This window comes from Anaeromyxobacter sp. SG17 (genome assembly GCF_022690695.1).
Classification (GTDB): Bacteria; Myxococcota; Myxococcia; order Myxococcales; family Anaeromyxobacteraceae; genus Anaeromyxobacter; species Anaeromyxobacter soli.
This window is the reverse complement of record NZ_JALCYX010000026.1, coordinates 40,083-61,131: the sequence shown is the minus strand read 5'-3', so window position 1 is coordinate 61,131 and position 21,049 is coordinate 40,083. Positions and strand designations below refer to the sequence as shown.

Here is a 21,049-nt window from a genome sequence, read left to right as displayed (position 1 = left end):
AGCAGGGTGCGGAGATCCTCGGCCGCGCGCGCCGGCTCGCCCGCCGCGCGCCGCAGCTCGGCGGCCTCGTGCAGGGCGTCGCCCCCGGCCGGCACGCCGCGGTAGCGCGCCGCGAACGCCTCGAGCCGCGCGGCGGCCTCGGCGGGCGGGAGCCCCTTCCCCTCGGCGCGCACGCCCTCGAGGTCGCGGCGCGCGAGCGTGTCCGCGTCCTCGACCGACATCTCCTGCCCGTTCACCACCACCCGCTTCGGGCAGGCAGCGAGGGCGAGGAACAGGAAAGCGAGCACCTTCCGGGCGACGACGCGCATGGGAACCCCGATCTACTGCGGAACCCGCAGGGTGGGAACAGATTCCCCCCGGCTCGGCGCACGATCCCGGGCCTGCGGCGGGCGTCCTCGCTCCTTGCGCCTGCGGCGTACGGAAGCAGTACGCCTCGGCGCGCGTCGCTGCGGGTGCCCGCCTCGGCTCCGGGCTCGTGCGCCTTGGAAAGTTACCCCTTCGCGTCGCGCAGGAGATCGCCGACCTTCTGCCAGAAGCTGCGCGCCTGGGGGTGCGTGTCCTCGCCCGAGATCGCGGCGAAGCGCTCGAGCAGCTCGCGCTGCTCCTTGGTGAGGTGGGTGGGGGTCTCGACGAGGAGCCGCACGTGCTCGTCGCCGCGCCCGCCGCCGGACAGGGCGGGGATCCCCTTCCCCTTCAGGCGGAACACCTTCCCGCTCTGCGTGCCGGCCGGGACCTTGAGCTTCGCCGGCCCGTCGAGGGTGGGGACGTCGATGGTCGCGCCGAGCGCCGCCTGCGTGAAGGAGATCGGCATCTCGCAGAGGACCTCGGTGTCCTCGCGCGAGAAGATCGGGTGATCGCGCACCTGCAGCACGACGTAGAGATCGCCGGGGCTGCCGCCCGCGACCGGCGCGGGCTCGCCCTCGCCGGAGAGCTTGAGGCGCGTGCCGGTGTCCACGCCGGGCGGGACCTTCACCTCGACGGTCGCCTCCTCGCGCAGCGCGCCCTGCCCGGCGCAGGCCGGGCACTTGTCCACGATGACGCGGCCCGAGCCCTGGCAGTGGTGGCAGGTGCGGGCGATCGAGAAGAAGCCCTGGGTGAGCCGGATCTCGCCGGCGCCGCCGCAGGTCGGGCAGGTCTTCGGGCCGGTGCCCGGCTTCGCGCCGGAGCCGTGGCAGGTCTCGCATGCCTTCGGGCGCGGGATGGTGATGCGGGCGACCGTGCCGAACGCGGCCTCCTCGAAGCCGATCTCGAGGTGGTAGCGGAGGTCCGAGCCCCGGGTGCGCTGGCGCTGCCGTCGCCCGCCCGCGCCCCCGCCGAACATCTCCCCGAAGATGTCGCCGAAGATGTCGTTGATGCTGGCGCCGCCGCCGAAGGGGAACCCCTCCGCGCCGGGCATGCCGCCGTTCGTGTGCCCGAACCGGTCGTAGCGGGCCCGCTTGTCGGGATCCGAGAGGACCGAGTAGGCCTCGGACGCCTCCTTGAACTGCTCCTCGGCGTGCTTGTCGCCCGGGTTCTTGTCCGGGTGGAGCTTGTGGGCGAGCCTCCGGTACGCGGTCTTGATCGCCTGCTCGTCCGCGGCGCGCTCGACGCCGAGGACATCGTAGTAGTCTCGCTTATCCACGTGTTTTCGCGCCCTTCCGCAGCGGACCGCCCGCGCCGGCGGCAATATAACGCACGCGGCGGGGCTGACAATTCGGCCCGGCCGATCTCGCCCGCCGGCGCGCTACGGGGCGCGCCGCCTCGCGACCCGGGGGCTCCGGGCGACGCTCGGCGGAGCGGCTAGCTGCCGCCCCCCTGCTGCGCGTAGATCGCGTCCGCGATGCGGTAGGCGCTGCCCTCGAGCCGGCCGAGCGCCTCCTTCACGGCGGCGGCGTCGCCGCCCTCGAGCGTCGCCTTGAGCGCGTCGAGGTCGGCGCGGATCTCGGCGAGGTCGCCCTCGGCGAGGGCGCTCGCGTACTCCTCGAGGCTCTTCTCGGTCGTGTAGATGAGCCCCTCGGCGTTGTTCTTGAGGTCCGCGAGCTCCTTCTTCACCACGTCGTCGGCGCGGTTCGCCTCGGCGTCGCGGATCATCCGCTGGATCTCCTCCTCGCTGAGGCCGGAGGAGCCGGTGATGCGGATCTGCTGCTGCTTGCCGGTGCCGAGGTCCTTCGCAGAGACGTGCACGATCCCGTTCGCGTCGATGTCGAAGGTGACCTCGATCTGCGGCACGCCGCGGGGCGCGGGCGGGATGCCCACGAGCTCGAAGCGCGCGAGGGTCTTGTCGTCGGCGGCCATGCCGCGCTCGCCCTGCAGCACGTGGACGGAGACGAGGGGCTGGTTGTCGACCGCGGTGGAGAACACCTGCGACTTCTTGCAGGGCACGGTGGTGTTCTTGTCGATGATCTTCGTGAACACGCCGCCGGCGGTCTCGACGCCGAGCGAGAGCGGCGTCACGTCGAGGAGGAGGACGTCCTTCACCTCGCCCTTGAGGACGCCGCCCTGGATCGCCGCCCCGACCGCGACGACCTCGTCCGGGTTCACGCCCTTGTGCGGCTCCTTGCCGAAGAAGCGCTTCACGACCTCCTGCACCTTCGGCATGCGGGTCATGCCGCCGACCAGGATGACCGTGTCGATCTGCTGGACGGTGACGCCCGCGTCCTTGAGGGCGGTGCGGCACGGCTCGAGCGTCCGCTCGATGAGATCGCCGCACAGCTCCTCGAGCGTGGCGCGGTCGAGGGTCTCGGCGAGGTGCTTCGGGCCGCTCGCGTCGGCGGTGATGAACGGGAGGTTCACCTCCGTCTCGGTCGCGCTCGAGAGCTCGTGCTTCGCCCGCTCCGCGGCCTCCTTGAGGCGCTGCAGCGCCATCCGGTCGCGCGTGAGGTCGATGCCGGTCTGCTCGCGGAAGCGCCGCGAGAGCCAGTCGATGAGCCGCTGGTCGAAGTCCTCGCCGCCGAGGAAGGTGTCGCCGTTCGTCGCCTTCACCTCGAACACGCCGAGGTTGAGCTCGAGGACGGTGATGTCGAAGGTGCCGCCGCCGAGGTCGTACACCGCCACCCGCTCGGTGGCGCCCGCCTTCTGCTTGTCGATGCCGTAGGCGAGGGCGGCGGCGGTGGGCTCGTTGATGATGCGGAGCACGTCGAGGCCCGCGATGCGGCCGCCGTCCTTCGTGGCCTGGCGCTGGGCGTCGTTGAAGTAGGCCGGGCAGGTGACGATCGCCTCGGTGACCGCCTCGCCGAGGTAGTCCTCCGCGGTCTGCTTCATCTTCGCGAGGACCATCGCGGAGATCTCGGCGGGCGAGAAGGACCTGCCGCTCGCCTCCACCCAGGCGTCGCCGTTGCCGGCCGCCACGATCCGGTACGGCACGAGCCCCGCCGAGCGCGCCACCTCGGGATCCTGGAACTTGCGGCCGATGAGCCGCTTCACGACGTACACCGTCGACTCGGGGTTGGTGATGGCCTGCCGCTTCGCGATCTGGCCGACGAGCCGCTCGCCGCCCTCCGTGAACGCGACCATCGACGGCGTCGTGCGCGAGCCCTCGCTGTTCGGGATGACGACGGCGTCGCCGCCCTCCATCACCGCGACGCAGGAGTTCGTCGTGCCGAGGTCGATGCCGATCACCTTCCCCATCGATCGATCACCCTTCCTTCGGACCCGCGGCCGGGGGCGGCGCGGCGATCGCCACGCCCACCATGGCCGGCCGGACGAGCCGGTCGTGGAGCTTGAAGCCGCGCGCGTGCTCGAGGACCACCGTCCCCGGCGGCGAGGCGTCGGTGGGCACCTGCAGCAGCGCCTCGTGCACGGCCGGATCGAAGCGCTCGCCCATGGCGCTGAAGGCGCTCACGCCGTGCCTCGCGAGCGCCTGCTCGAAGCTCGTCCGCACGAGCCGCACGCCCTTGGCGAGCGCGTCGTCCTCCGTGGCCGCGGCGAGCGCGCGGTCGAGCCCGTCGAGCACGGGCAGCACGTCCTTCACCACCCGCTCGATCCCGAAGCGCTGCACCTCGTCGCGCTCACGCGCCGCGCGCTTCTTGTAGTTCTCGAGGTCGGCGGCGGCGCGGAGCAGCTTCTCGTGCTCGGCCCGGAGCTTGTCGAGCACCTCCCGCCCCTTCGCCTGGGAGAGCTCGAGCTCGGCCCGGAGCCGCTCGACCTCGCCCGGCTCGGCGGCGGCGGGCGCGCTCTCCACCTCGAGCGGCGCCGCCTCGGCCTGGGGCTCGCCGCCCGAGATCCGCTCGACGGAGCGGAGCGCCTCCTCGACCGCGTCGAGGGGGATGTCCGCCCGGAAGGCACCTTTGTCGTGGGTGTCGGCCATCGCTCGCGATCGGGGGTTCGAAGGGGCGAGCGACGCCGCGGCACGCCTCGCGCCGCGCGCGCGCGCTCGCGGCCATCATGGCACGGGCCCGACGGGCGGAACAAGGCTCGCGCCGCGACGGAGCGCGCCCGGCCCGCGGCCCGTGTACGCCGCTCCCGCTACCCGTCCGACAGGGCCGCGAGGGCGCGCGAGATGTGGCGCGCGGTGAGATCCACGAGCGGTATGACGCGCGCGTAGTTCATGCGCGTGGGGCCCACCACCGCGAGCGTGCCGAGCACGTGATCGCCGCGCCCGTACGGCGCCGCGATGACCGAGACGTCCGGCACCGCCGCGAACTCGCTCTCCGCGCCGATGAAGATCTGCACCTCCTGCGAGGTGAGCACGCGATCGAGCACCCGCAGGATGCGGTCCTTCTCGGCGAACGCCTTGAGCAGCGCCCGCGCCTTGCGCACGTTCGCGAACTCCGGCGCGTCGAGGAAGCTCTCCTCGCCGTCGACGAGCACCCGCTCCTCGTTCGGCGCGAAGGACTGCTCCGCGAGCGAGAGTGCCTTCTGGAGGAGGTCGTGCAGCGCGCTCTGGTCGGCGCGCATGTCGGAGAGGATCTGCTCGCGCACCGCCGGGAGCGTCTCCGCCGCGGCCGCGAGCGCCTGGATCTTCTCGTTCAGGTAGTGCGCGGCGCGCTCGAGGTCCGCCGCCGCCATGGGGAACTCGAGCTGCACGAGCTTGTTCGTGACGATCCCCGCCTCGGAGACGAACACGGCGAGCACCCGGTTCTCGCGCAGCCGCACGAACTCCACCTGGCGGACGGGATCGACCCGGGGCCGCGGCGTCGTGACCACGCCCGCGTGGTGCGAGAGCGAGTGGAGCAGGTCGGCGGTGCTCTCGAGGAGCTGGCCCACGTCGTTCGCGGCGTGGGCGAGCCGCTCGATCCGGTCGCGGTCCTGCGCCGAGGGCGGGCGCATCTTGAGGAGCGAGTCGACGTAGAGCCGGTAGCCGCGCTCGGTGGGGATCCGCCCGGAGGAGGCGTGCGGCTTCTCGAGGAAGCCGAGCTCCTCGAGATCGCCCATCACCGACCGCACCGTGGCGGGAGAGCAGTCGAGCTCGTGGCGTGCGAGGAGCGGCTGGCTCGCGACCGGCTCGCCGGTCTGGATGTAGTCCTGGACCAGCGCGCGGAGGATCTCGCGCTCGCGTTTGTCCAGCTCGCCTGTGGGCCCCGGCATCGGTCTCCGCCTACTCGCCGGCGAGGTGCCTCTCCGCCGACGCGGCGAGGGCCGCGAAGCGGCTCCCGGAGAGCTCCCGCCAGCGCGCGCCCGCGAGCGCTCGATCGCCCGACGCCTGGGCGACGAGCGCCTCGAGGTGAATGCGCTCCTCGGGGTAGACGTAAGCGAACGCTGCCCGCGCCGCACCCCCGTCGTCGAGCCGCAGCGCCTCGGCGAGGGCGGCGCGCGTGGCGTCCTGCTCGCCGCGTCCGTCGGCGAGCAGCGCGAGCGCGTACCAGGGCTCGGGCCGCGCCGGATCGATGGCGCGCGCGGTCTCGAGGTAGGCCTCGGCGGCGGAGACGTACCCCTCGGCCGCGTAGAGCTCGCCGAGGTTCACGAGCGCCGCCTGCTGCTCCCGGGGCCTGCCGCTCGCGACCACCTCGTCGAGCAGCCGGCGCGCCGCGTCGGCGTGCCCCTCGAGCAGGTAGCTCACCGCGAGGTCGTTGAGCGCGGCCAGGCGATCGGGATCCTGGGCGAGCGACGCCTCGAAGGACGCGCGGGCGCCCGCGAGGTCGCCCGCCCGGACACGCTCAGAGCCCGCGCCCGGCGGGCTCGCGAGCGTGGCGAGCATGGGCGCCGCGTCCTCGCGAGCGGCCGGGCGAGGCTCCGCCCCGCCGCACGCAGCGAGGGCGAGCGACGCGAGGGCCGCAGCGATGGAGGAGCGGGAGATCGGTGGCCGCACGGGTGGCTCTAAGGCGTTCCAGGGCTGGTCCGAGTGTAGCGGTGCCCCAGAGGCCGATCAAGGAAGCAGGTGGCGCAGCGGGCGCGGCGGGATGGGGGGAGTTAGGATCAGGGCGAGGCGTCGGGCACGGCGAGGATCGGCGTGAACGCTCCCCCGAAGTCGCGAACGCTCCCCACGGGGGCGAGCGACTGCGGCGGCGCGAGCACGGCGAAGGTCGTCCGTTGAGCCCGGCGCCTCTTCTTTTCGACCGCGTCCCGAGCGGGCATGAAACGCGCGCGCCCCCAGGCGGCGTCGCAAGTAAGATGCCGCCCCCGAGCCGATCGCCGTGATCACGACGAAGCCTTCCTCAGACGAGACTGCCCCGACCGACGCGCGCGCCCGCGTCCGCCGCGCCCTCGAGACCCAGCGGCGCGCCGACGTGGTGGGCGTCGCCGGCGCCGCCCGCGGATACCTCGTGCGGGAGCTCCTCGCGCCGGGCCCCGCCCGGGCGCGCGCGGTCCTCGCGGTCGCACCCGATGAGGAGGACGCGGACGGGCTCGCGCGCGACCTCGCGTTCTTCCTCGGGCGTGACGCCGTCGTGCGCGTCCCGTCCGACGCGGTGCTGCCCTACGACGACCTGTCGCCGGACCGCGGCGTGGAGATGGAGCGGCTCTCCGCGCTCGCGAAGCTCCATGTCGCCCCGGATGCCGTGAAGGCGGTGGTGGTCTCGGCGCGCGCGCTCGCGCGCCGCATGGTGCCGCGCCGCGTGTTCGAGGCGGGGGCGGACCTCCTCGGCAAGGGCGTCTCGATCGAGCGCGAGGCGCTCGCCGCGAAGCTCGTGCTGCTCGGCTTCACCCGCACGCCCCTCGTCGAGGACCCCGGCACGTTCGCCGTCCGCGGCGGCATCGTCGACCTGTGGAGCCCGGCCGACGCCGCGCCCGTGCGGCTCGAGTTCTTCGGGGACGAGATCGAGAGCTGCCGCGCCTTCGACCCGCAGACCCAGCGCAGCGAGGGCGACGTGGCGGAGGTGCTCCTCTCCCCGGCGCGCGAGGCGCTCTTCTCCGACGAGGGGAAGGAGGCGGCCAAGGCGGCGGTGCGCGAGGCGGCCGAGCGCGTGAACCGTCCCACCTCGCGGGTGCGCGAGGTGCTCGACGCGATCGACGCCGGCACCCCGTTCTTCGGCATGGAGGCGCTCCTCCCCGGCTTCCACGCCGGGGGGCTCGGCACGCTCCTCGACTACCTGCCCCCGGGCACCCTCGCCTACGTGGACGACGCGGCCGGCGTGGAGGAGGCGCTCCAGGAGCTCGACGCGGAGCTCGCCCGCGAGCACGAGGCCGCGCTGCGCCGCGAGGAGCTGGCCCTCCCGCCGCAGGCGCACTTCCTCCCCGCCGCCGAGGCGCTCGCCGCGCTCGCGGCGCGGCCGGTGGTGCGCCGCCACGGGGTGTGGCTCGGGACGGCGGAGCCCGTCCGCTTTTCGCTCTCGGACACCCACGCCATCCGCGGGGAGATCGAGGCCGCCCACGGCGACGAGGGCGCGCTCGCCCCGCTCACCCGCCGCCTCGACGAGTGGCGCCGGCGGGGCATCGCGGCCGTGGTCGCCTGCGGCTCGCCCTCCACCGCGGACCGGCTCCGCCGGCTCCTCGAGGATCGGCGCCAGGCGTTGCGCGCGCACGAGGGCCCTCCAGGCGATCCGCGCGCGATCTTCGACCCCGCCATCCACGCCCACGTGTTCCAGGGCGAGATCTCGCAGGGCTTCGTGGACGGCGAGGCGGGGCTCGCGGTCGTCGCCGACGAGGAGATCTTCGGCCGGCGGGTGCGCAAGAAGGCGCGGCGCACCAAGGAGGAGAACGCCTTCGCGGCGGCCTTCCGCGAGCTCAACGACGGCGACCTCGTCGTCCACGTCGAGCACGGCATCGCCCGCTACCTCGGCCTCACCAAGATGCAGATCCGCGGGGTGGAGGGCGACTTCCTCGTCCTCGCCTACGACGGCGCCGACCGGCTCTACCTGCCGGTCGCGAAGCTGCGCCAGGTGCAGAAGTTCACCGGCGCCTCGCCGGAGACGGTCCGGCTCGACCGGCTCGGCGGGCAGTCCTTCGCGCTCCGCAAGGCGCGGGTGAAGGAGCAGCTCCTCAAGATGGCGGCGGAGCTGCTCGACATCTACGCCGCACGCGCGGCGCACCCGGGCTTCCAGTTCGCCCAGCCGGACGGGATCTTCCGCGAGTTCGAGGCGGAGTTCCCCTGGGAGGAGACGCCCGACCAGGCGAAGGCGATCGCCGACGTGATCGCCGACATGACGAAGGGTTCCCGTCTGCGAGCGAAGGGGCAGTCGGCTGAGCCTGCCCCGGAGCGAGCGGGGGGAGCCTCATCCGCCCCCCCAGTTCCCATGGACCGGCTCGTCTGCGGCGACGTCGGCTACGGCAAGACCGAGGTGGCGATGCGCGCCGCCATGCTCGCGGTGCTCTCGAAGAAGCAGGTGGCGGTGCTCGTCCCGACCACCGTGCTCGCCTCGCAGCACGAGCGGACCTTCCGGGAGCGCTTCAAGGGCTACCCGGTGCGCATCGAGGCGGTCTCCCGGATGAAGACCTCCGAGGAGGTGAAGCGGATCCTGAAGGACGCCGCCCAGGGGAAGGTCGACATCGTCGTCGGCACGCACCGGCTCCTCGCCGCGGACGTCTCCTTCAAGGAGCTCGGCCTCGTGGTGGTGGACGAGGAGCAGCGCTTCGGCGTCGCGCACAAGGAGCGCCTGAAGAAGCTCCGCAAGCTCGTGGACGTCTTGACGCTCACCGCGACGCCCATCCCGCGCACGCTGCACATGAGCCTCGCCGGCGTGCGGGACCTCTCCATCATCGCCACGCCGCCGGAGGATCGGCGCGCCATCCGCACCTTCGTCATGAAGTTCGACCCGCAGGTGGTCAAGGAGGCGATCGAGACCGAGCTGAAGCGCGGCGGGCAGGTGTACTTCGTCCACAACCGCGTCCGCTCCATCAACGCGATGCAGAAGTTCCTCGCCGAGATCGCGCCCGAGGCGCGGGTGGGCGTCGCCCACGGGCAGATGGGCGAGGGCAAGCTCGAGGAGGTGATGAGCCGCTTCGTCCGCAAGGAGCTCGACGTGCTCCTCGCGACGTCGATCATCGAGAGCGGCCTCGACATCCCGAGCGCGAACACCATCATCGTGAACCGCGCCGACCACTTCGGCCTCGCGCAGCTCTACCAGATCCGCGGCCGCGTCGGCCGCAGCCGCGAGCGCGCCTACGCGTACCTGCTCGTGCCCGCGAGGCGCCCCGTGACGAAGGACGCCCAGAAGCGCCTCGAGGTCCTGCAGCGCTTCAGCGAGCTCGGCGCCGGCTTCAAGATCGCGAGCCACGACCTCGAGATCCGCGGGGCGGGGAACCTGCTCGGCAAGGACCAGTCCGGCCAGATCGAGGCGGTCGGCTTCGAGCTCTACTCCGAGCTCCTCGACGAGGCCGTGCGCGAGCTCAAGGGCGAGCCGCCGCGCGAGGACATCGATCCCGACGTGCAGCTCCCGGTGCCGGCCTTCATCCCCGACCCGTACATGCCGGACGTCCACCAGCGGCTCTACTTCTACAAGCGGCTGGCCCAGGCGACGACCGACGAGGAGCTCGACGAGGTGCGGGCGGAGATCATCGACCGCTGCGGCGATCCGCCGGAGGAGCTCGACGCGCTCTGCGACGTGATGGCGGTGAAGGTGCGGCTGCGCGCGCTGCGCATCCGCGCCATCGAGGCCGGCCCCGGCCGGCTCGTCCTCACCCTCGGCGAGACGGCCGCGCTCGACCCGTTCCTGCTCGCGAAGCACGTGGCGGCCTCGGGGGGCGCGCTCCGCCTCACCCCGGACATGAAGCTCGTCTCGGCGCTCCCCGGCGCGAAGCCCCCGCCGGCGAAGGCCCCGCCCGGCAAGCCTGCCAGGATCGTGAAGGGCAAGGCGGCCCCGCGCCCTGCGCCGGTGGCCGTCCGGACGGCGGCGGTCGGGCTCGTGCCGTCGCCGGCCATGGAGCTCTCGACCGGGCGCGAGCTGCTCGGCGCCGCCCGCCAGCTCCTCGCCGGCCTCGCCCGCTGCGCGCGGCCCGAGTGAAACGGGCCGCGGCGCCTGGCCGCGCCTCGCGTCGCATCGCGCGTCGCGAGCAGGCGCCGGGACAGGGCTTTGGGCGGCGGGGGCGCGACCTGGCGTGCGAGGGACGGCGGGCCACCCGACGGGGGGACCTCGTCCTTGATCCCCCCCTCGTTCCGTGCTCTTTTCAGCCGCTCCAAGCCAGCGCCCGGACCCCCGGCGGGGAAGAACGGGGCGTGGTCCTGCGTTGGCTGACCGGCCTTTACCGCACGTCTTCCCGAAGGAGCACCCGCATGCTGCGCCGTTCCCTCGTCATCGGCCTCTGCGCGCTCGCCGCCGCCTGCCAGTCGCCGAAGGACAAGAAGTCGGGCCCCGTGATCGCGAAGGGCAACGGGGTCACCATCACCGCCGACGAGTTCAAGGCCCGCCTCGACGAGCAGTCGCCGTTCATCCGGGCGCGCTACTCGACGCTCGAGCGGAAGAAGGAGTTCCTCGACAACCTCATCCGCTTCGAGGTGCTGGCGCGGGAGGCCGAGAAGCAGGGCCTCGCGACGGATCCCGACGTGCAGCTGACCCTGAAGAAGATCATGGTCCAGAAGCTCGTCCAGAAGAACTTCCAGGACCTCGAGCGCGCGAAGGAGGTCCCCGAGCCCGAGCTCCAGAAGTACTACGACGAGCACAAGACGGACTACTTCCGCCCGAAGCGCGTGCGCGTCGCCGCGGTGGTGTTCGAGGCGCCGGCCGGCTCGCCCGAGCGCGCGAAGAAGCTCGCCGCCGCGAAGGCCGCGCTCGCCAAGATCAAGGCCGACGAGCAGAAGAACCCGCTCGCCTTCACGCAGGCGGTCTCGCAGTACTCCGAGGACGCCGCCACGAAGAACGCCGGCGGCGACCTGCAGTACAAGTCGCACGAGGAGCTCACGGCGGCCTACTCGAAGGAGCTCGCCGACGCCGCCTTCGCGCTCTCCGCCGGGCAGACCTCCGGCGTCGTCGAGACGCCGAAGGGCTTCTACCTCCTCAAGCTCACCGCGCAGCAGGAGGAGCTGAACCGCTCCTTCGACCAGGTGAAGGCGCAGATCCAGAACAAGCTCTACCGCGAGAAGAAGACGAAGGAGTTCGACGAGTGGCTGAAGCGCCTCAAGGACGAGGCGAAGATCTCCGTCGACGAGAAGGCCCTCGAGGCGGTGGAGGTCAGCGCCGCCGCGCCGGGCGCCATGCCCGGGATGCCCGGCACCGGGATGACGGGGGTCATGCCCCACGGCCCGATGCCGAGCGCGACCCCCGCCCCGCCGGCGAAGTAGGCGTGCGCGCGAGGCTCCTCATCCCGCTCGCGGCCCTCGGCGTGCTCGCCGGGGGCTGCGGCCGGTGCGGCGGCGAGAAGAAGGACGCGCCGCCCGCGCCGCGCGCCGTGGCGCTCGTGAACGGCGAGCCCATCGGCGCCGACGTCCTCGCGCGCGAGCTGCGCGAGACGCGCGCCGGCGAGGCCCAGGCCGACGGCGGGGGCGACACGCTCCGCCGCGGCCTCCTCGACGAGCTCGTGGATCGGGCGCTCCTCCTCCAGGAGGCGCGCGCCCGGTCCATCGTGGTGGGCCAGGACCAGGTCGAGCGCGCGTTCCTGCGGGTGCGCGCCGAGTACCCCGGCTCGAACTTCGACGACCTCCTCGCCCAGCAGCGCCTCGGCCAGGCGGACCTCAAGGGGCGGCTCAAGGACCAGCTCACCATCGAGCGGCTCTTCGAGGAGCAGGTGTTCCCGCAGGTGCAGGTCGCCGACGGGGAGATCCAGCGCTACTACGCGGACCACGCGGCGGAGTTCGAGGAGCCGGAGCGGGTGCACGTGCTCCAGGTCGTGGTGTCGACCAAGGAGGAGGCGCTCGCGATCCGCGACCGCCTCCGCAGGAACCCGCAGACCTTCGCGGAGGTCGCGCGCAAGTCGTCGATCGCCCCGGAGGGCAAGGCCGGCGGCGACCTCGGCTTCATCGGGCGCGGCGCGGGATTCCCCGAGGTCTTCGACGTCACCTTCTCCCTGCCCCTCAACAAGGTGAGCGACGTCACCCCCTCACCGTACGGCTTCCACGTCTTCAAGGTGATCGACCGGCGCGCCGCGGCCCGGCGCTCGCTCGACCAGGCGCGGCCCGAAATCGCCGAGAAGCTCACCCGCGAGAAGCGCGCGCGGGCCCAGGACGATTATCTCAAGGCCTTGCGCGAGCGCGCCCGCATCGAGATCGACGAGAAGGCCCTCGCCGGAGTGAATCCGTGACCCCAGCCGCCCTCCCCCTGCTCGTCCTCCTCGCCGCCGCCCCTGCCGCCCCCGCGGCCCCTGCGGCGCCCGCGACGCCTCCCCCGGCGGCCGCCCCTCACCAGGTCGTCGACCGCGTCGCCGCGCTCGTGAACGGCGAGGTGGTGACGCTCTCCGAGCTCGCCGACCGCGCCGGCCCCGCGCTGCTCAAGGCGGAGCAGCTCAGCCCGGGGCCCGAGCGCGACCAGGCCCAGGCCGCCGCGCTGAAGCGCGCCCTCGACGACGTGATCGCCGAGCGGCTCCTCCAGGCGAAGGCTGCGGAGCTGCAGCTCGAGGCGACCGAGCAGCAGATCGACGAGGCGGTCGCGGACATCAAGAAGCGCAACGACTTCGACGACGCGGCGCTCGAGCGCGCGCTCAAGGAGCAGGGGCTCGACCGGGCGGCCTTCCGCGCCAACGTGAAGCGCGAGTACGACGCCTTCCTCGTCCTCCAGTACGAGGTGCGCTCCAAGGTGAAGGTCTCGGACGACGACCTGCGCAACTACTACCAGTCCCACCCGCAGGAGTTCGGCGGCGAGGACGAGGTGAAGGTCCGCCACATCTTCCTGCCCCTGCCGGACGGCGCCACCAAGGCGCAGCAGGAGAAGGTGCAGGAGCAGATGACCCGCATCCTGCAGCGGCTCAAGACCGGCGAGGACTTCTCGGCAGTGGCGCGCGAGGTGTCGAAGGGCCCCTCCGCCGCCGAGGGCGGCGACCTCGGCTGGCTCCGCCGCGGCACCATCGAGAAGGCCCTCGAGGACGCGGCGTTCGCCCTCAAGCCGGGCGAGCTCTCGCCGCCCGTGCGCGCCGGCCCCGGCCTGCACGTCTTCAAGGTCGAGGAGCGCCGGGCGTCGGGGACGAGGTCGTTCGAGGACGCGAAGGAGGAGATCCGCGCCCACCTCGTCGACCAGCAGGCGGGCACCTACCGCCAGCAGCTCATCGCCGAGCTGCGCCGCGACGCGCTCGTCGAGACCAAGCTGCCCGAGCTGCAGAAGTGAGCGTCCGCGCGCGCCGGCACGCGGTCGCCGTCGCGCCGCGACCCATCGCCTCTTCGCCCCGGGCGCCGAGGCGCCGCGCCGCGAGCGCGCGGCCGGAGCGCGCCCGGCTCCCCGCGCTGCCGCGCATCGCCGTGAGCCTCGGCGACCCCTCGGGCGTGGGCGCCGAGGTGACCGCCAAGGCGCTCGCGGCGCTGCGGGGCGCCCTCGTGCCCTACGTCTTCGGCGACGCGCGCGTGCTCGCCCGCGAGCTCGCCTCGAGCGGACTCCCGCTCGTCGTCCCCGGCGCGCCGCTCCCGCCGGAGGGCGCGCTCGTCACGGTCACGCGGCTCCCCGCCGGCGCGGTGCGCCCCGGCCGCCCCGATCCCCGCGCCGGCGAGGCCCAGCTCGCCGCCCTGGAGGCCGCCTTCGACGCCGTGCGGCGCGGGGACGCCGACGCGCTCACCACCGCCCCGGTGTCGAAGGCCCAGGTCGCCCGCGCGCTGCCCGGCTTCGTGGGCCACACCGAGTGGCTCGAGGCCCGCTGCGGGGTGCGCCGCTCGGTGATGATGCTCGCCGGCGAGAAGCTCAAGATCGCGCTCGTCACGAACCACGTCGCCTTCGCGAAGCTCAGGCGCGCGCTCACCGTCGAGCGCATCGCCGAGACGCTCGTCATCACCCACCGGGCGCTGCGCGAGGACCTGGGCCTCGCGCGCCCGCGCCTCGCCCTCGCCGCGCTCAACCCGCACGCCGGCGAGGAGGGCGCGTTCGGCGACGAGGAGAAGACGCTCCTCCCCGCCGCGCTCGCCCGCGCGGCGAGCGCCGGCGCCCGCGCGCGCGGCCCGTTCCCCGCGGACTCGGTGTTCTTCCGCGCCGCGCTCGGCGAGTTCGACGCGGTGGTCGCCCTCTACCACGACCAGGGGCTCATCCCCGTGAAGCTCCTCGACGCGGTGGGCGGGGACCCGGCGGTGAACGTGACGCTCGGGCTCCCCATCGTGCGCACGAGCCCGGATCACGGGGTCGCCTACGACATCGCCGGCAGCGGGGTGGCGAACCCGGCCTCGATGATCGCCGCGCTCCGCCTCGCCGCGCGCATCGCGGGGGTCAGGGCGCAGGCCCGCCCGACCCGCGGCCGCTGATCACACATTAAACCTAAAGTGCATCACGTCGCCGTCCTGGACGACGTACTCCTTGCCCTCGATGCGCAGCTTGCCCTTCTCGCGCGCGGCGGACTCGCTCTTCAGCTCGAGCAGATCCTCGATGCGGATCACCTCCGCCTTGATGAAGCCCTTCTCGAAGTCGGAGTGGATGACGCCCGCCGCCTGGGGGGCGCGCGAGCCCGCCTTCACGGTCCAGGCGCGGCACTCGTCCTCGCCGGCCGTGAAGTAGGTGATGAGGCCGAGCAGCCGGTAGCCCGCGTGGACGAGCCGGTCGAGGCCGGGCTCCTCCAGGCCGAGCGAGGCGAGGTACTCCTCCCGCTCGCCGGGGGCGAGCGCGGCGAGCTCGGACTCGACCTTGCCGGAGATCTCCACCATGGGCGCGCCCTCGGCGTCGGCGAGCGCCTTCACCGCCAGGATGCTCGGATCGGTCGCCTCCTTGCCGAGCTGCGACTCGTCAACGTTGGCGATGTAGAGCACCGGCTTCGAGGTGAGGAGGAAGAGGTCGGCGAGCAGCGCGCGGTCGTCCTCGGAGAGCTTCTGCGCGCGGACGGGGGTGCCCGCCTCGAGGCCGGCCTTGGCGCGATCGAGCGCGGCGAGCTCCGCCTTGGCGAGCTCGCCGGGCTTCCCCGGCGCCTTGGCGTTCTTCATGGCCCGCTCGCGCCGCTTCTCGACCGACTCGAGGTCCTTCAGCATGAGCTCGGTCTCGACGACCTCCCGGTCGCCGCGCGGATCGACCTTGCCCGCGACGTGCACGACGTCGGGGTCCTCGAAGCAGCGCAGCACGTGGGCGATCGCGTCGACCTGCCGGATGTTGCCGAGGAACTGGTTGCCGAGCCCCTCGCCCTTGGAGGCGCCGGCCACGAGGCCGGCGATGTCCACGAACTCGAGGGTGGTGGGGGTGGTCTTCTTCGGCTTGAAGAGCGCGGCCAGCCGCTCGAGCCGCCGATCGGGCACCGGCACGACCCCCACGTTCGGCTCGATGGTGCAGAACGGGTAGTTCGCGGCCGCGGCCTGCGCCGCGCCGAGGAGCGCGTTGAAGAGGGTGGACTTCCCCACGTTGGGGAGGCCGACGATGCCGATCGAGAGACCCATGCGACCCTTGAATCTAGCCCGCGGAAAATGGAAACGCTCCGGCGGACGCGGGGCCCGCCGGAGCGTCTAGACCGGTCCGGCCGCGCTAGGCGGCGCGGTTCGCCGGGAGCTGCGCGATGTAGTCCTCGACGAGCTTCCGCTGCGAGGCGTCGTCGAGGTTCGCCTTCACGAGGCGAGAGGCCGCGTCGATGGCGAGGTCCGCGACCTGCGCGCGGAGCTCCGACATCGCCTTGGTCTTCTCCTCGTCGATCTGCCTGCGGGCGGAGGAGACGAGCTCGTCCGCCTCCTTGCGGGCGCGGGCGGTCAGCTCCTGGCGGAGCACCTCGACCTCCTGCTGGTTGCGCCGCGCGAGCTCGGCGGCCTCGCGCTGCGCGTGGGCGAGCGAGGCCTTCTGCTCGGCGAGCATCCGCTCCGCCTCGGCGCGCTCCTTCTTGGCCGCCTCGATCGCCTCGCGGATGGTCCGCTCCCGCTCGTCGAGCATCTTGACGATGGGCCCCCACGCGAACTTGGAGAGGACCACGAGCAGGAACAGGAACGTGATGGCCGCCCAGAGGGTGAGGCCGGGGTTCAGGTCCGTGAGCCCTCCGGCTGCGAGGGGCAGGGACGCGAGGGAGGCCATGCGCGACTCCGTGGGTGAAGAGGAGGTGAAGGTTCGACGAGCCGGATGTGCCCCTACGCCTTGATGGCGAGGAGCACGCAGACGACGATCGCGAAGAGCGTCACGCCCTCGATGAGGGCGGCGGCGATGATCATCGAGGTGCGGATGTCGCCGGCGACGGTCGGCTGGCGGGCGGAGCCCTCCATGGCGGCGGCGGCGAGCTTGCCGATGCCGAGGCCGGCGCCGAGGACGGCGAGGCCGGCGCCGAAGCCGGCGGAGAGGAACGCGAGGGCGGTGGAGGTCATGGTCGTCTGCCTTGTCTTTCAGAGGTGCGGGATTACCGGGCCGCTTGATTCCCGTGGCGCGTGGAGCGCTCGACTACCCATGGCCGGGGGACGCCCCCGCCACGTGAGAAGCGTGGTTGCCGTGATCGACCGAGCCCATGCCCGGCTCGCCGTGGCCGTGCTCGCCGTGCTCCTCGTCGTGGCCGTGGTGCGCGAGGCCCTGACCGATGAAGAGCGAGGAGAGCATGGTGAAGATGTAGGCCTGCACGAACGCGACGAAGAGCTCGAGCAGGTAGATGCCGAGCGCCATCGGCACCGAGCCGAACGCCACGCCCCAGTGGCCGAGGGCGAAGATGAGGCCGATGAGCGAGAAGATGACGATGTGGCCCGCCACCATGTTGGCGAAGAGACGGACGGTGAGAGCGAAGGGCTTCGTGAAGAGGCCCAGGATCTCGACCGGGATCATGATGGGCCACAGCCACGGGGCGACGCCGCCCGTCAGGTGCTTCAGCCAGCCGCCGAGCCCCATCGCCTTGATGGCCGCGTACTGCGTGATGACGAAGGTGAACAGCGCCAGGGCGACCGTGACGGACAGGTTGCCGGTCGCGGTGGCGGACCAGGGCAAGAGGCCGAACAGGTTCACGAAGAGGATGAAGAAGAAGGCGGTGACGAGGTACGGGACGAAGCGGTCGCCGTCGTGCTCGCCGATGTTCTTGCGGGCGATCTCGTTCCGCACGAACTGCACGAGCATCTCGAGGAAGTTGTAGAGGCCGCGGGGGACGAGCCCCTTCCTGCGCACCGCCGAGACGAAGGCGACGATGAGCACGAGCGAGGCGATCCACATCATCACCGCGTGCTTCGTCGGCGTCATGTCGAGCGAGCCGAAGACGAGCGGGCCCGACGCCTTGCCGGTGGCGTGATCGCGGTGCGTGCCGAACACGTGGTCGAGGTCGACCTCGCAGTTCCAGGCGAAGCCGCCCTCGCAGTAGCCCGGGTACTCGAGCGTGTGACCGTCGGTCACGTGGTGCATGAGCGACTCGGAGAGGCCGCCGCCGTGCCCACCCGCCTCGCCGTGGCCGCCCTCGGCGGCGGGCGCGGCGACCTCGGGCGTCTCGTGCGCCGGCGCCTCATGCGCGGCGGGCGCCTGAGCGAGGGAAAGCGTGAGCGCGAGGGTCAGGATGGCGGTCATGCGGCCCTTCCCGTGAAGCGGCGAAGCGAGTGGAGGTAGACGCCCTCGACGGCGCTGAAGGCGAAGTACGGCACGAAGAAGGCGACGACGAAGGCGAAGACGTTCTCGCCGGCGCGCGCCACGAACACGGTGCCGAGCGCGACGAGGAGGATGCGGGCGAGGAACGCGACGGTCATGACGAGCAGCGCCGGCTTGAGGGGCTTCTCGGCGTTCTTCACCGAGCGGGCGAGCACGAGCATCGACAGGAGGGCGGTGAAGCTGCAGGCCGTCGCGCCCACGAGCGCCGCGCGCCGGTACTGCCCCGCGGCGAGCGCGAGGCCGACGAAGGCGAGCGAGAGGGCGACGGTGATGACCTGATGCTTCACTTCTTTCCCTTGAGGACCTGCCTGAAGAAGCTGATGAAGCCGCCCGTCATGCCGAGCACCGCCCCCAGCATCGTGAGCCAGGGGACCTCGTTCCCGAGCTTCCGGTCGGCGAGGTAGCCGAGGAACGTGAACACGCCGACCGCGCCGACGAGGCTCGAGGAGGCCGCCATGTACGGCGCGGCCTTCCGGTACCCCTCGGCGAGCCCGGAGAGCCCCTTGTCCTCGCCGGACCCGCGCTCTCGATCCTCGGGATCCGCCAAAGACCCTCCGCTGCCGGCCTCTCCGCAACCCCGGAGAAGCGGGATTCCCCAATGCTTCCGCGGGCGGAAAGGCACGCCCGTATAGCAGGGGCGTGGCGCACACGTCAATGGTCTCGCACCCCGCCGGGAGCGCTCCCCCCCCGATCTGCTCAGCCGAGCGCGGCGAGCAGCCGGTCGACGTCCTCCTCGGTACTGTAAAGGTGCGGCGACACTCGGATCCGGTCGCCGCGCAGCGACGCCCAGACCTTGGCCGCGCGGAGCCGCTCGTACGCGGCGAGGGTGGCGGCGGAGGTCTGCGCGCGCAGGCAGAGGAGGTGGCTCCGCGCGGCCGGCTCGAGGGGGCTCGCCGGGACGAAGCTTTGCGGCAGGCGCGCGAGGAGGCGGTCGCCGAGCGCGCGGGCGTGCGCCTGGACCGCGGCGGGCGTCGCCTCGAGGAGGAGGCGCAGCGACTCGGCGAGCGGGAGCAGGTTGAAGAACGCCGCCGTCTCGTGCGCGTCGTAGCGCTGCGCGCCGGGCCGAAGCTCGATGTCGGCGGGCAGGTTGCCGTAGTCCTCCGCGCCCTTCACCGCCCACCAGTTCAGATCCCCCACCGCGAGCCGGTCGAGCACCTGCGCCGAGAAGAGCCCGAGCCCGCAGCCATACGGGCCGAGCAGGTGCTTGTAGGCGGAGGCGGCGTAGACGTCGACGCCGGAGCCGCCGAAGTCGAACGGCAGCGCGCCCGCCGCCTGGCTCCCGTCCACCACCGTGATCGCCCCGAAGCGCCGCGCCGCCTCGACCACCGGCCCGGGATCGAGCCGCCCGCCGTGGAGGTACGAGACGTGGGCGAACGCGACGACGCGGGTCCGCGGACCGACCCCCTCGGCGAGCCGCTCGGCCGAGACCGCGCCGGTCGGATGATCCGGCTCGACGACGCGGATCGCGACGCCGCGGCGGGCGAGCCAGCGCCAGGGCAGGTCGTTCGAGGGGAACTCGTGCCGCGCGAGCACCACCTCGTCGCCCTCGCCGAGGTCGAGCCCGCGCGCGACGGCGTTCACCACCTGACCCGCCCCGGTGACGAGCGCCACTGCCTCCTCGCGCGCGCCGAGGAGGCGCGCCGCGAGGGCCCGCGCCTCGGAGACGGCCGAGACGTAGGTGGCCGCCGAGATGCGCCAGGGCCGCTCCTTGAGGGCGAGCGCCTCGCGCCCGGCGCGCGACGCCGCGAGCGGGATGGGGCCCTGGCTCGCGGCGTCGAGGTAGGCGACGCCCTCGAATGGCGCGAAGCGCTCCGCCCAGCCGGGCATCTAGACCTTCGCGGCCTCGGCGAACGCCGCCTCGGCCGCGAGGAGCGTGTGCTCGATGTCGCCCTCGGAGTGCGCGGTCGAGAGGAACGCCGCCTCGAACTGCGAGGGCGGGAGGTAGGCGCCGCCCTCCAGCATGCGGTGGAAGAAGGCGCCGAAGCGCTTCGTCGAGGAGAGCCGCGCGCTCGCGGCGTCGAACACCGGCTTCTCCGAGAAGAACACCGTGAGCATGGAGCCGACCCGGTTCACCTGCACCGGCACCTTGGCGGCGGCGGCGCGGGCGCGGAGCCCGTCCGCGAGCTTCGCGGCGAGGTTCTCGAGCTTCTCGTAGGCGGCGGGGGTCATGAGGCGCAGGGTGGCGGTCCCGGCCGCCATCGCCATGGGGTTCCCGGAGAGCGTGCCCGCCTGGTAGATGGGCCCCGCCGGCGCGACCCGATCCATGACGTCGGCGCGCCCGCCGAAGGCGCCCACCGGCAGCCCGCCCCCGATGACCTTACCGAAGGTGACGAGGTCCGGCCGGAGGCCGAAGAGCCCGCAGGCGCCCCCCGACGACACGCGGAAGCCGGTCATCACCTCGTCCACGATGAGGAGCGCGCCGTGCTTGCGGCACAGGGTGAGCAGGCCCTCGAGGTAGCCCGCCCTGGGGACGAGCACGCCCATGTTGCCGACCACCGGCTCGATGATGACGCAGGCGAGGCGGTCGCCCCGCTCGGCGAAGAGCCGCTCGGCGGCGGCGAGGTCGTTGTACGGCAGCGTGAGCGTGTGCTTCGCGAGGTCCGCCGGCACGCCCGGGGAGTCGGGCAGCCCGAGCGTCTCGACGCCGGAGCCCGCCTTCACGAGGAGCGGATCGCCCGCGCCGTGGTAGCAGCCCTCGAACTTGAGGATGTCGTCGCGCCCCGTGAAGCCGCGCGCCACGCGGATGGCGGCGGTGGTGGCCTCGGTGCCCGAGGAGCAGAAGCGCATCTTCTCGATCCAGGGCATCCGCTCGCGCACGAGCTCCGCGAGGGTGATCTCGCGCGGCGAGGGGGCGCCGAACGAGGCGCCCTCCTTCATGGCGTCCTGCACCTCGCGCATCACCTCCGGGTGGGCGTGCCCGACGATCATCGGACCCCAGGAGAGCACGTAGTCGACGTAGTCGTTGCCGTCGACGTCGACGAGGTGGCTGCCCCTGCCGCGCGCGATGAACCGGGGCGTCCCGCCCACGCCGCGGAACGCGCGCACCGGCGAGTTCACGCCGCCGGGGAACAGGGTCTGCGCCTTCGCGAACAGCTTCTCCGACAGCTCGGTCTTCATGGCTTTCCTCTCGG

General features: G+C 72.9%; 18 protein-coding genes and 1 pseudogene. 5 read left to right on the top strand and 14 right to left on the bottom strand.

Going from position 1 to position 21,049, the window contains the following annotated elements:
• The 6 genes and pseudogenes from MNY60_RS12010 to MNY60_RS11985 all read right to left on the bottom strand — a co-directional run.
• Nucleotides 1-308, bottom strand: a pseudogene (locus tag MNY60_RS12010) (penicillin-binding protein activator); the annotation flags it as partial.
• A 182-nt stretch (nt 309-490) separates the two neighbouring features.
• Entirely contained in the window at nt 491-1,621 is a 1,131-nt protein-coding gene (dnaJ, locus tag MNY60_RS12005) for a molecular chaperone DnaJ (protein ID WP_242334227.1), read from the bottom strand.
• 158 nt (nt 1,622-1,779) lie between these two features.
• Nucleotides 1,780-3,606: a molecular chaperone DnaK gene (gene dnaK / locus MNY60_RS12000; protein ID WP_242334224.1), complete on the bottom strand. Its 1,827-nt coding sequence runs from the start codon at nt 3,604-3,606 to the stop codon at nt 1,780-1,782.
• Between the two features lie 7 nt (nt 3,607-3,613).
• Nucleotides 3,614-4,285 carry a nucleotide exchange factor GrpE gene (locus MNY60_RS11995; protein ID WP_242360674.1) on the bottom strand — a complete coding sequence of 224 codons (672 nt, stop codon included), beginning with the start codon at nt 4,283-4,285 and terminating at the stop codon, nt 3,614-3,616.
• 158 nt (nt 4,286-4,443) lie between these two features.
• Entirely contained in the window at nt 4,444-5,505 is a 1,062-nt protein-coding gene (gene hrcA / locus MNY60_RS11990) for a heat-inducible transcriptional repressor HrcA (RefSeq protein ID WP_242334218.1), read from the bottom strand.
• 10 nt (nt 5,506-5,515) lie between these two features.
• On the bottom strand, nt 5,516-6,115 hold the full coding sequence (locus MNY60_RS11985; protein ID WP_242360672.1) for a tetratricopeptide repeat protein: 600 nt from the start codon (nt 6,113-6,115) through the stop codon (nt 5,516-5,518).
• Between the two features lie 436 nt (nt 6,116-6,551).
• On the opposite strand from MNY60_RS11985, the gene MNY60_RS11980 reads away from it, so the two are divergent.
• The 5 genes from MNY60_RS11980 (at nt 6,552) to pdxA (ending at nt 14,656) form a co-directional block, all read left to right on the top strand.
• Nucleotides 6,552-10,295 (top strand): transcription-repair coupling factor, encoded by a 3,744-nt coding sequence (locus tag MNY60_RS11980; protein WP_242360670.1) that lies wholly within the window; start codon nt 6,552-6,554, stop codon nt 10,293-10,295.
• Nucleotides 10,296-10,564: 269 nt separating this feature from the next.
• The gene (locus MNY60_RS11975; protein WP_242334210.1) at nt 10,565-11,569 is read left to right on the top strand and encodes a peptidyl-prolyl cis-trans isomerase; all 1,005 of its coding nucleotides are present in this window, start codon (nt 10,565-10,567) and stop codon (nt 11,567-11,569) included.
• 2 nt (nt 11,570-11,571) lie between these two features.
• Nucleotides 11,572-12,525, top strand: coding sequence for a peptidyl-prolyl cis-trans isomerase (locus MNY60_RS11970; protein ID WP_242355180.1), 954 nt, complete (start codon nt 11,572-11,574; stop codon nt 12,523-12,525).
• The gene (locus MNY60_RS11965) at nt 12,522-13,541 is read left to right on the top strand and encodes a peptidylprolyl isomerase (protein ID WP_242360667.1); all 1,020 of its coding nucleotides are present in this window, start codon (nt 12,522-12,524) and stop codon (nt 13,539-13,541) included. The genes MNY60_RS11970 and MNY60_RS11965 overlap by 4 nt, the downstream gene beginning before the upstream one ends.
• The gene (gene pdxA / locus MNY60_RS11960; protein WP_242360666.1) at nt 13,538-14,656 is read left to right on the top strand and encodes a 4-hydroxythreonine-4-phosphate dehydrogenase PdxA; all 1,119 of its coding nucleotides are present in this window, start codon (nt 13,538-13,540) and stop codon (nt 14,654-14,656) included. The genes MNY60_RS11965 and pdxA overlap by 4 nt, the downstream gene beginning before the upstream one ends.
• Here the strand turns inward: pdxA and ychF are convergent, their stop codons facing one another.
• The 8 genes from ychF to hemL form a co-directional block, all read right to left on the bottom strand.
• The gene (gene ychF / locus MNY60_RS11955; protein ID WP_242334198.1) at nt 14,657-15,769 is read right to left on the bottom strand and encodes a redox-regulated ATPase YchF; all 1,113 of its coding nucleotides are present in this window, start codon (nt 15,767-15,769) and stop codon (nt 14,657-14,659) included.
• 85 nt (nt 15,770-15,854) lie between these two features.
• Nucleotides 15,855-16,388, bottom strand: a complete 534-nt coding sequence (gene atpF / locus MNY60_RS11950) for a F0F1 ATP synthase subunit B (protein ID WP_242355175.1) — start codon at nt 16,386-16,388, stop codon at nt 15,855-15,857.
• Between the two features lie 53 nt (nt 16,389-16,441).
• The gene (atpE, locus tag MNY60_RS11945) at nt 16,442-16,672 is read right to left on the bottom strand and encodes an ATP synthase F0 subunit C (RefSeq protein ID WP_242334192.1); all 231 of its coding nucleotides are present in this window, start codon (nt 16,670-16,672) and stop codon (nt 16,442-16,444) included.
• 73 nt (nt 16,673-16,745) lie between these two features.
• Nucleotides 16,746-17,840 carry a F0F1 ATP synthase subunit A gene (gene atpB / locus MNY60_RS11940; protein ID WP_242360665.1) on the bottom strand — a complete coding sequence of 365 codons (1,095 nt, stop codon included), beginning with the start codon at nt 17,838-17,840 and terminating at the stop codon, nt 16,746-16,748.
• Nucleotides 17,837-18,205 (bottom strand): hypothetical protein, encoded by a 369-nt coding sequence (locus MNY60_RS11935; RefSeq protein ID WP_242334187.1) that lies wholly within the window; start codon nt 18,203-18,205, stop codon nt 17,837-17,839. Before MNY60_RS11935 ends, atpB begins: the two co-directional genes overlap by 4 nt.
• A complete protein-coding gene (locus tag MNY60_RS11930) occupies nt 18,202-18,465 on the bottom strand; it encodes an AtpZ/AtpI family protein (protein ID WP_242334185.1) in 264 nt (87 codons plus the stop codon). The genes MNY60_RS11935 and MNY60_RS11930 overlap by 4 nt, the downstream gene beginning before the upstream one ends.
• Nucleotides 18,466-18,614: 149 nt before the next feature.
• A complete protein-coding gene (locus MNY60_RS11925; RefSeq protein ID WP_242334182.1) occupies nt 18,615-19,745 on the bottom strand; it encodes an aminotransferase class V-fold PLP-dependent enzyme in 1,131 nt (376 codons plus the stop codon).
• Nucleotides 19,746-21,035, bottom strand: a complete 1,290-nt coding sequence (gene hemL / locus MNY60_RS11920) for a glutamate-1-semialdehyde 2,1-aminomutase (protein WP_242360664.1) — start codon at nt 21,033-21,035, stop codon at nt 19,746-19,748.
• Nucleotides 21,036-21,049: the final 14 nt, after the last annotated feature.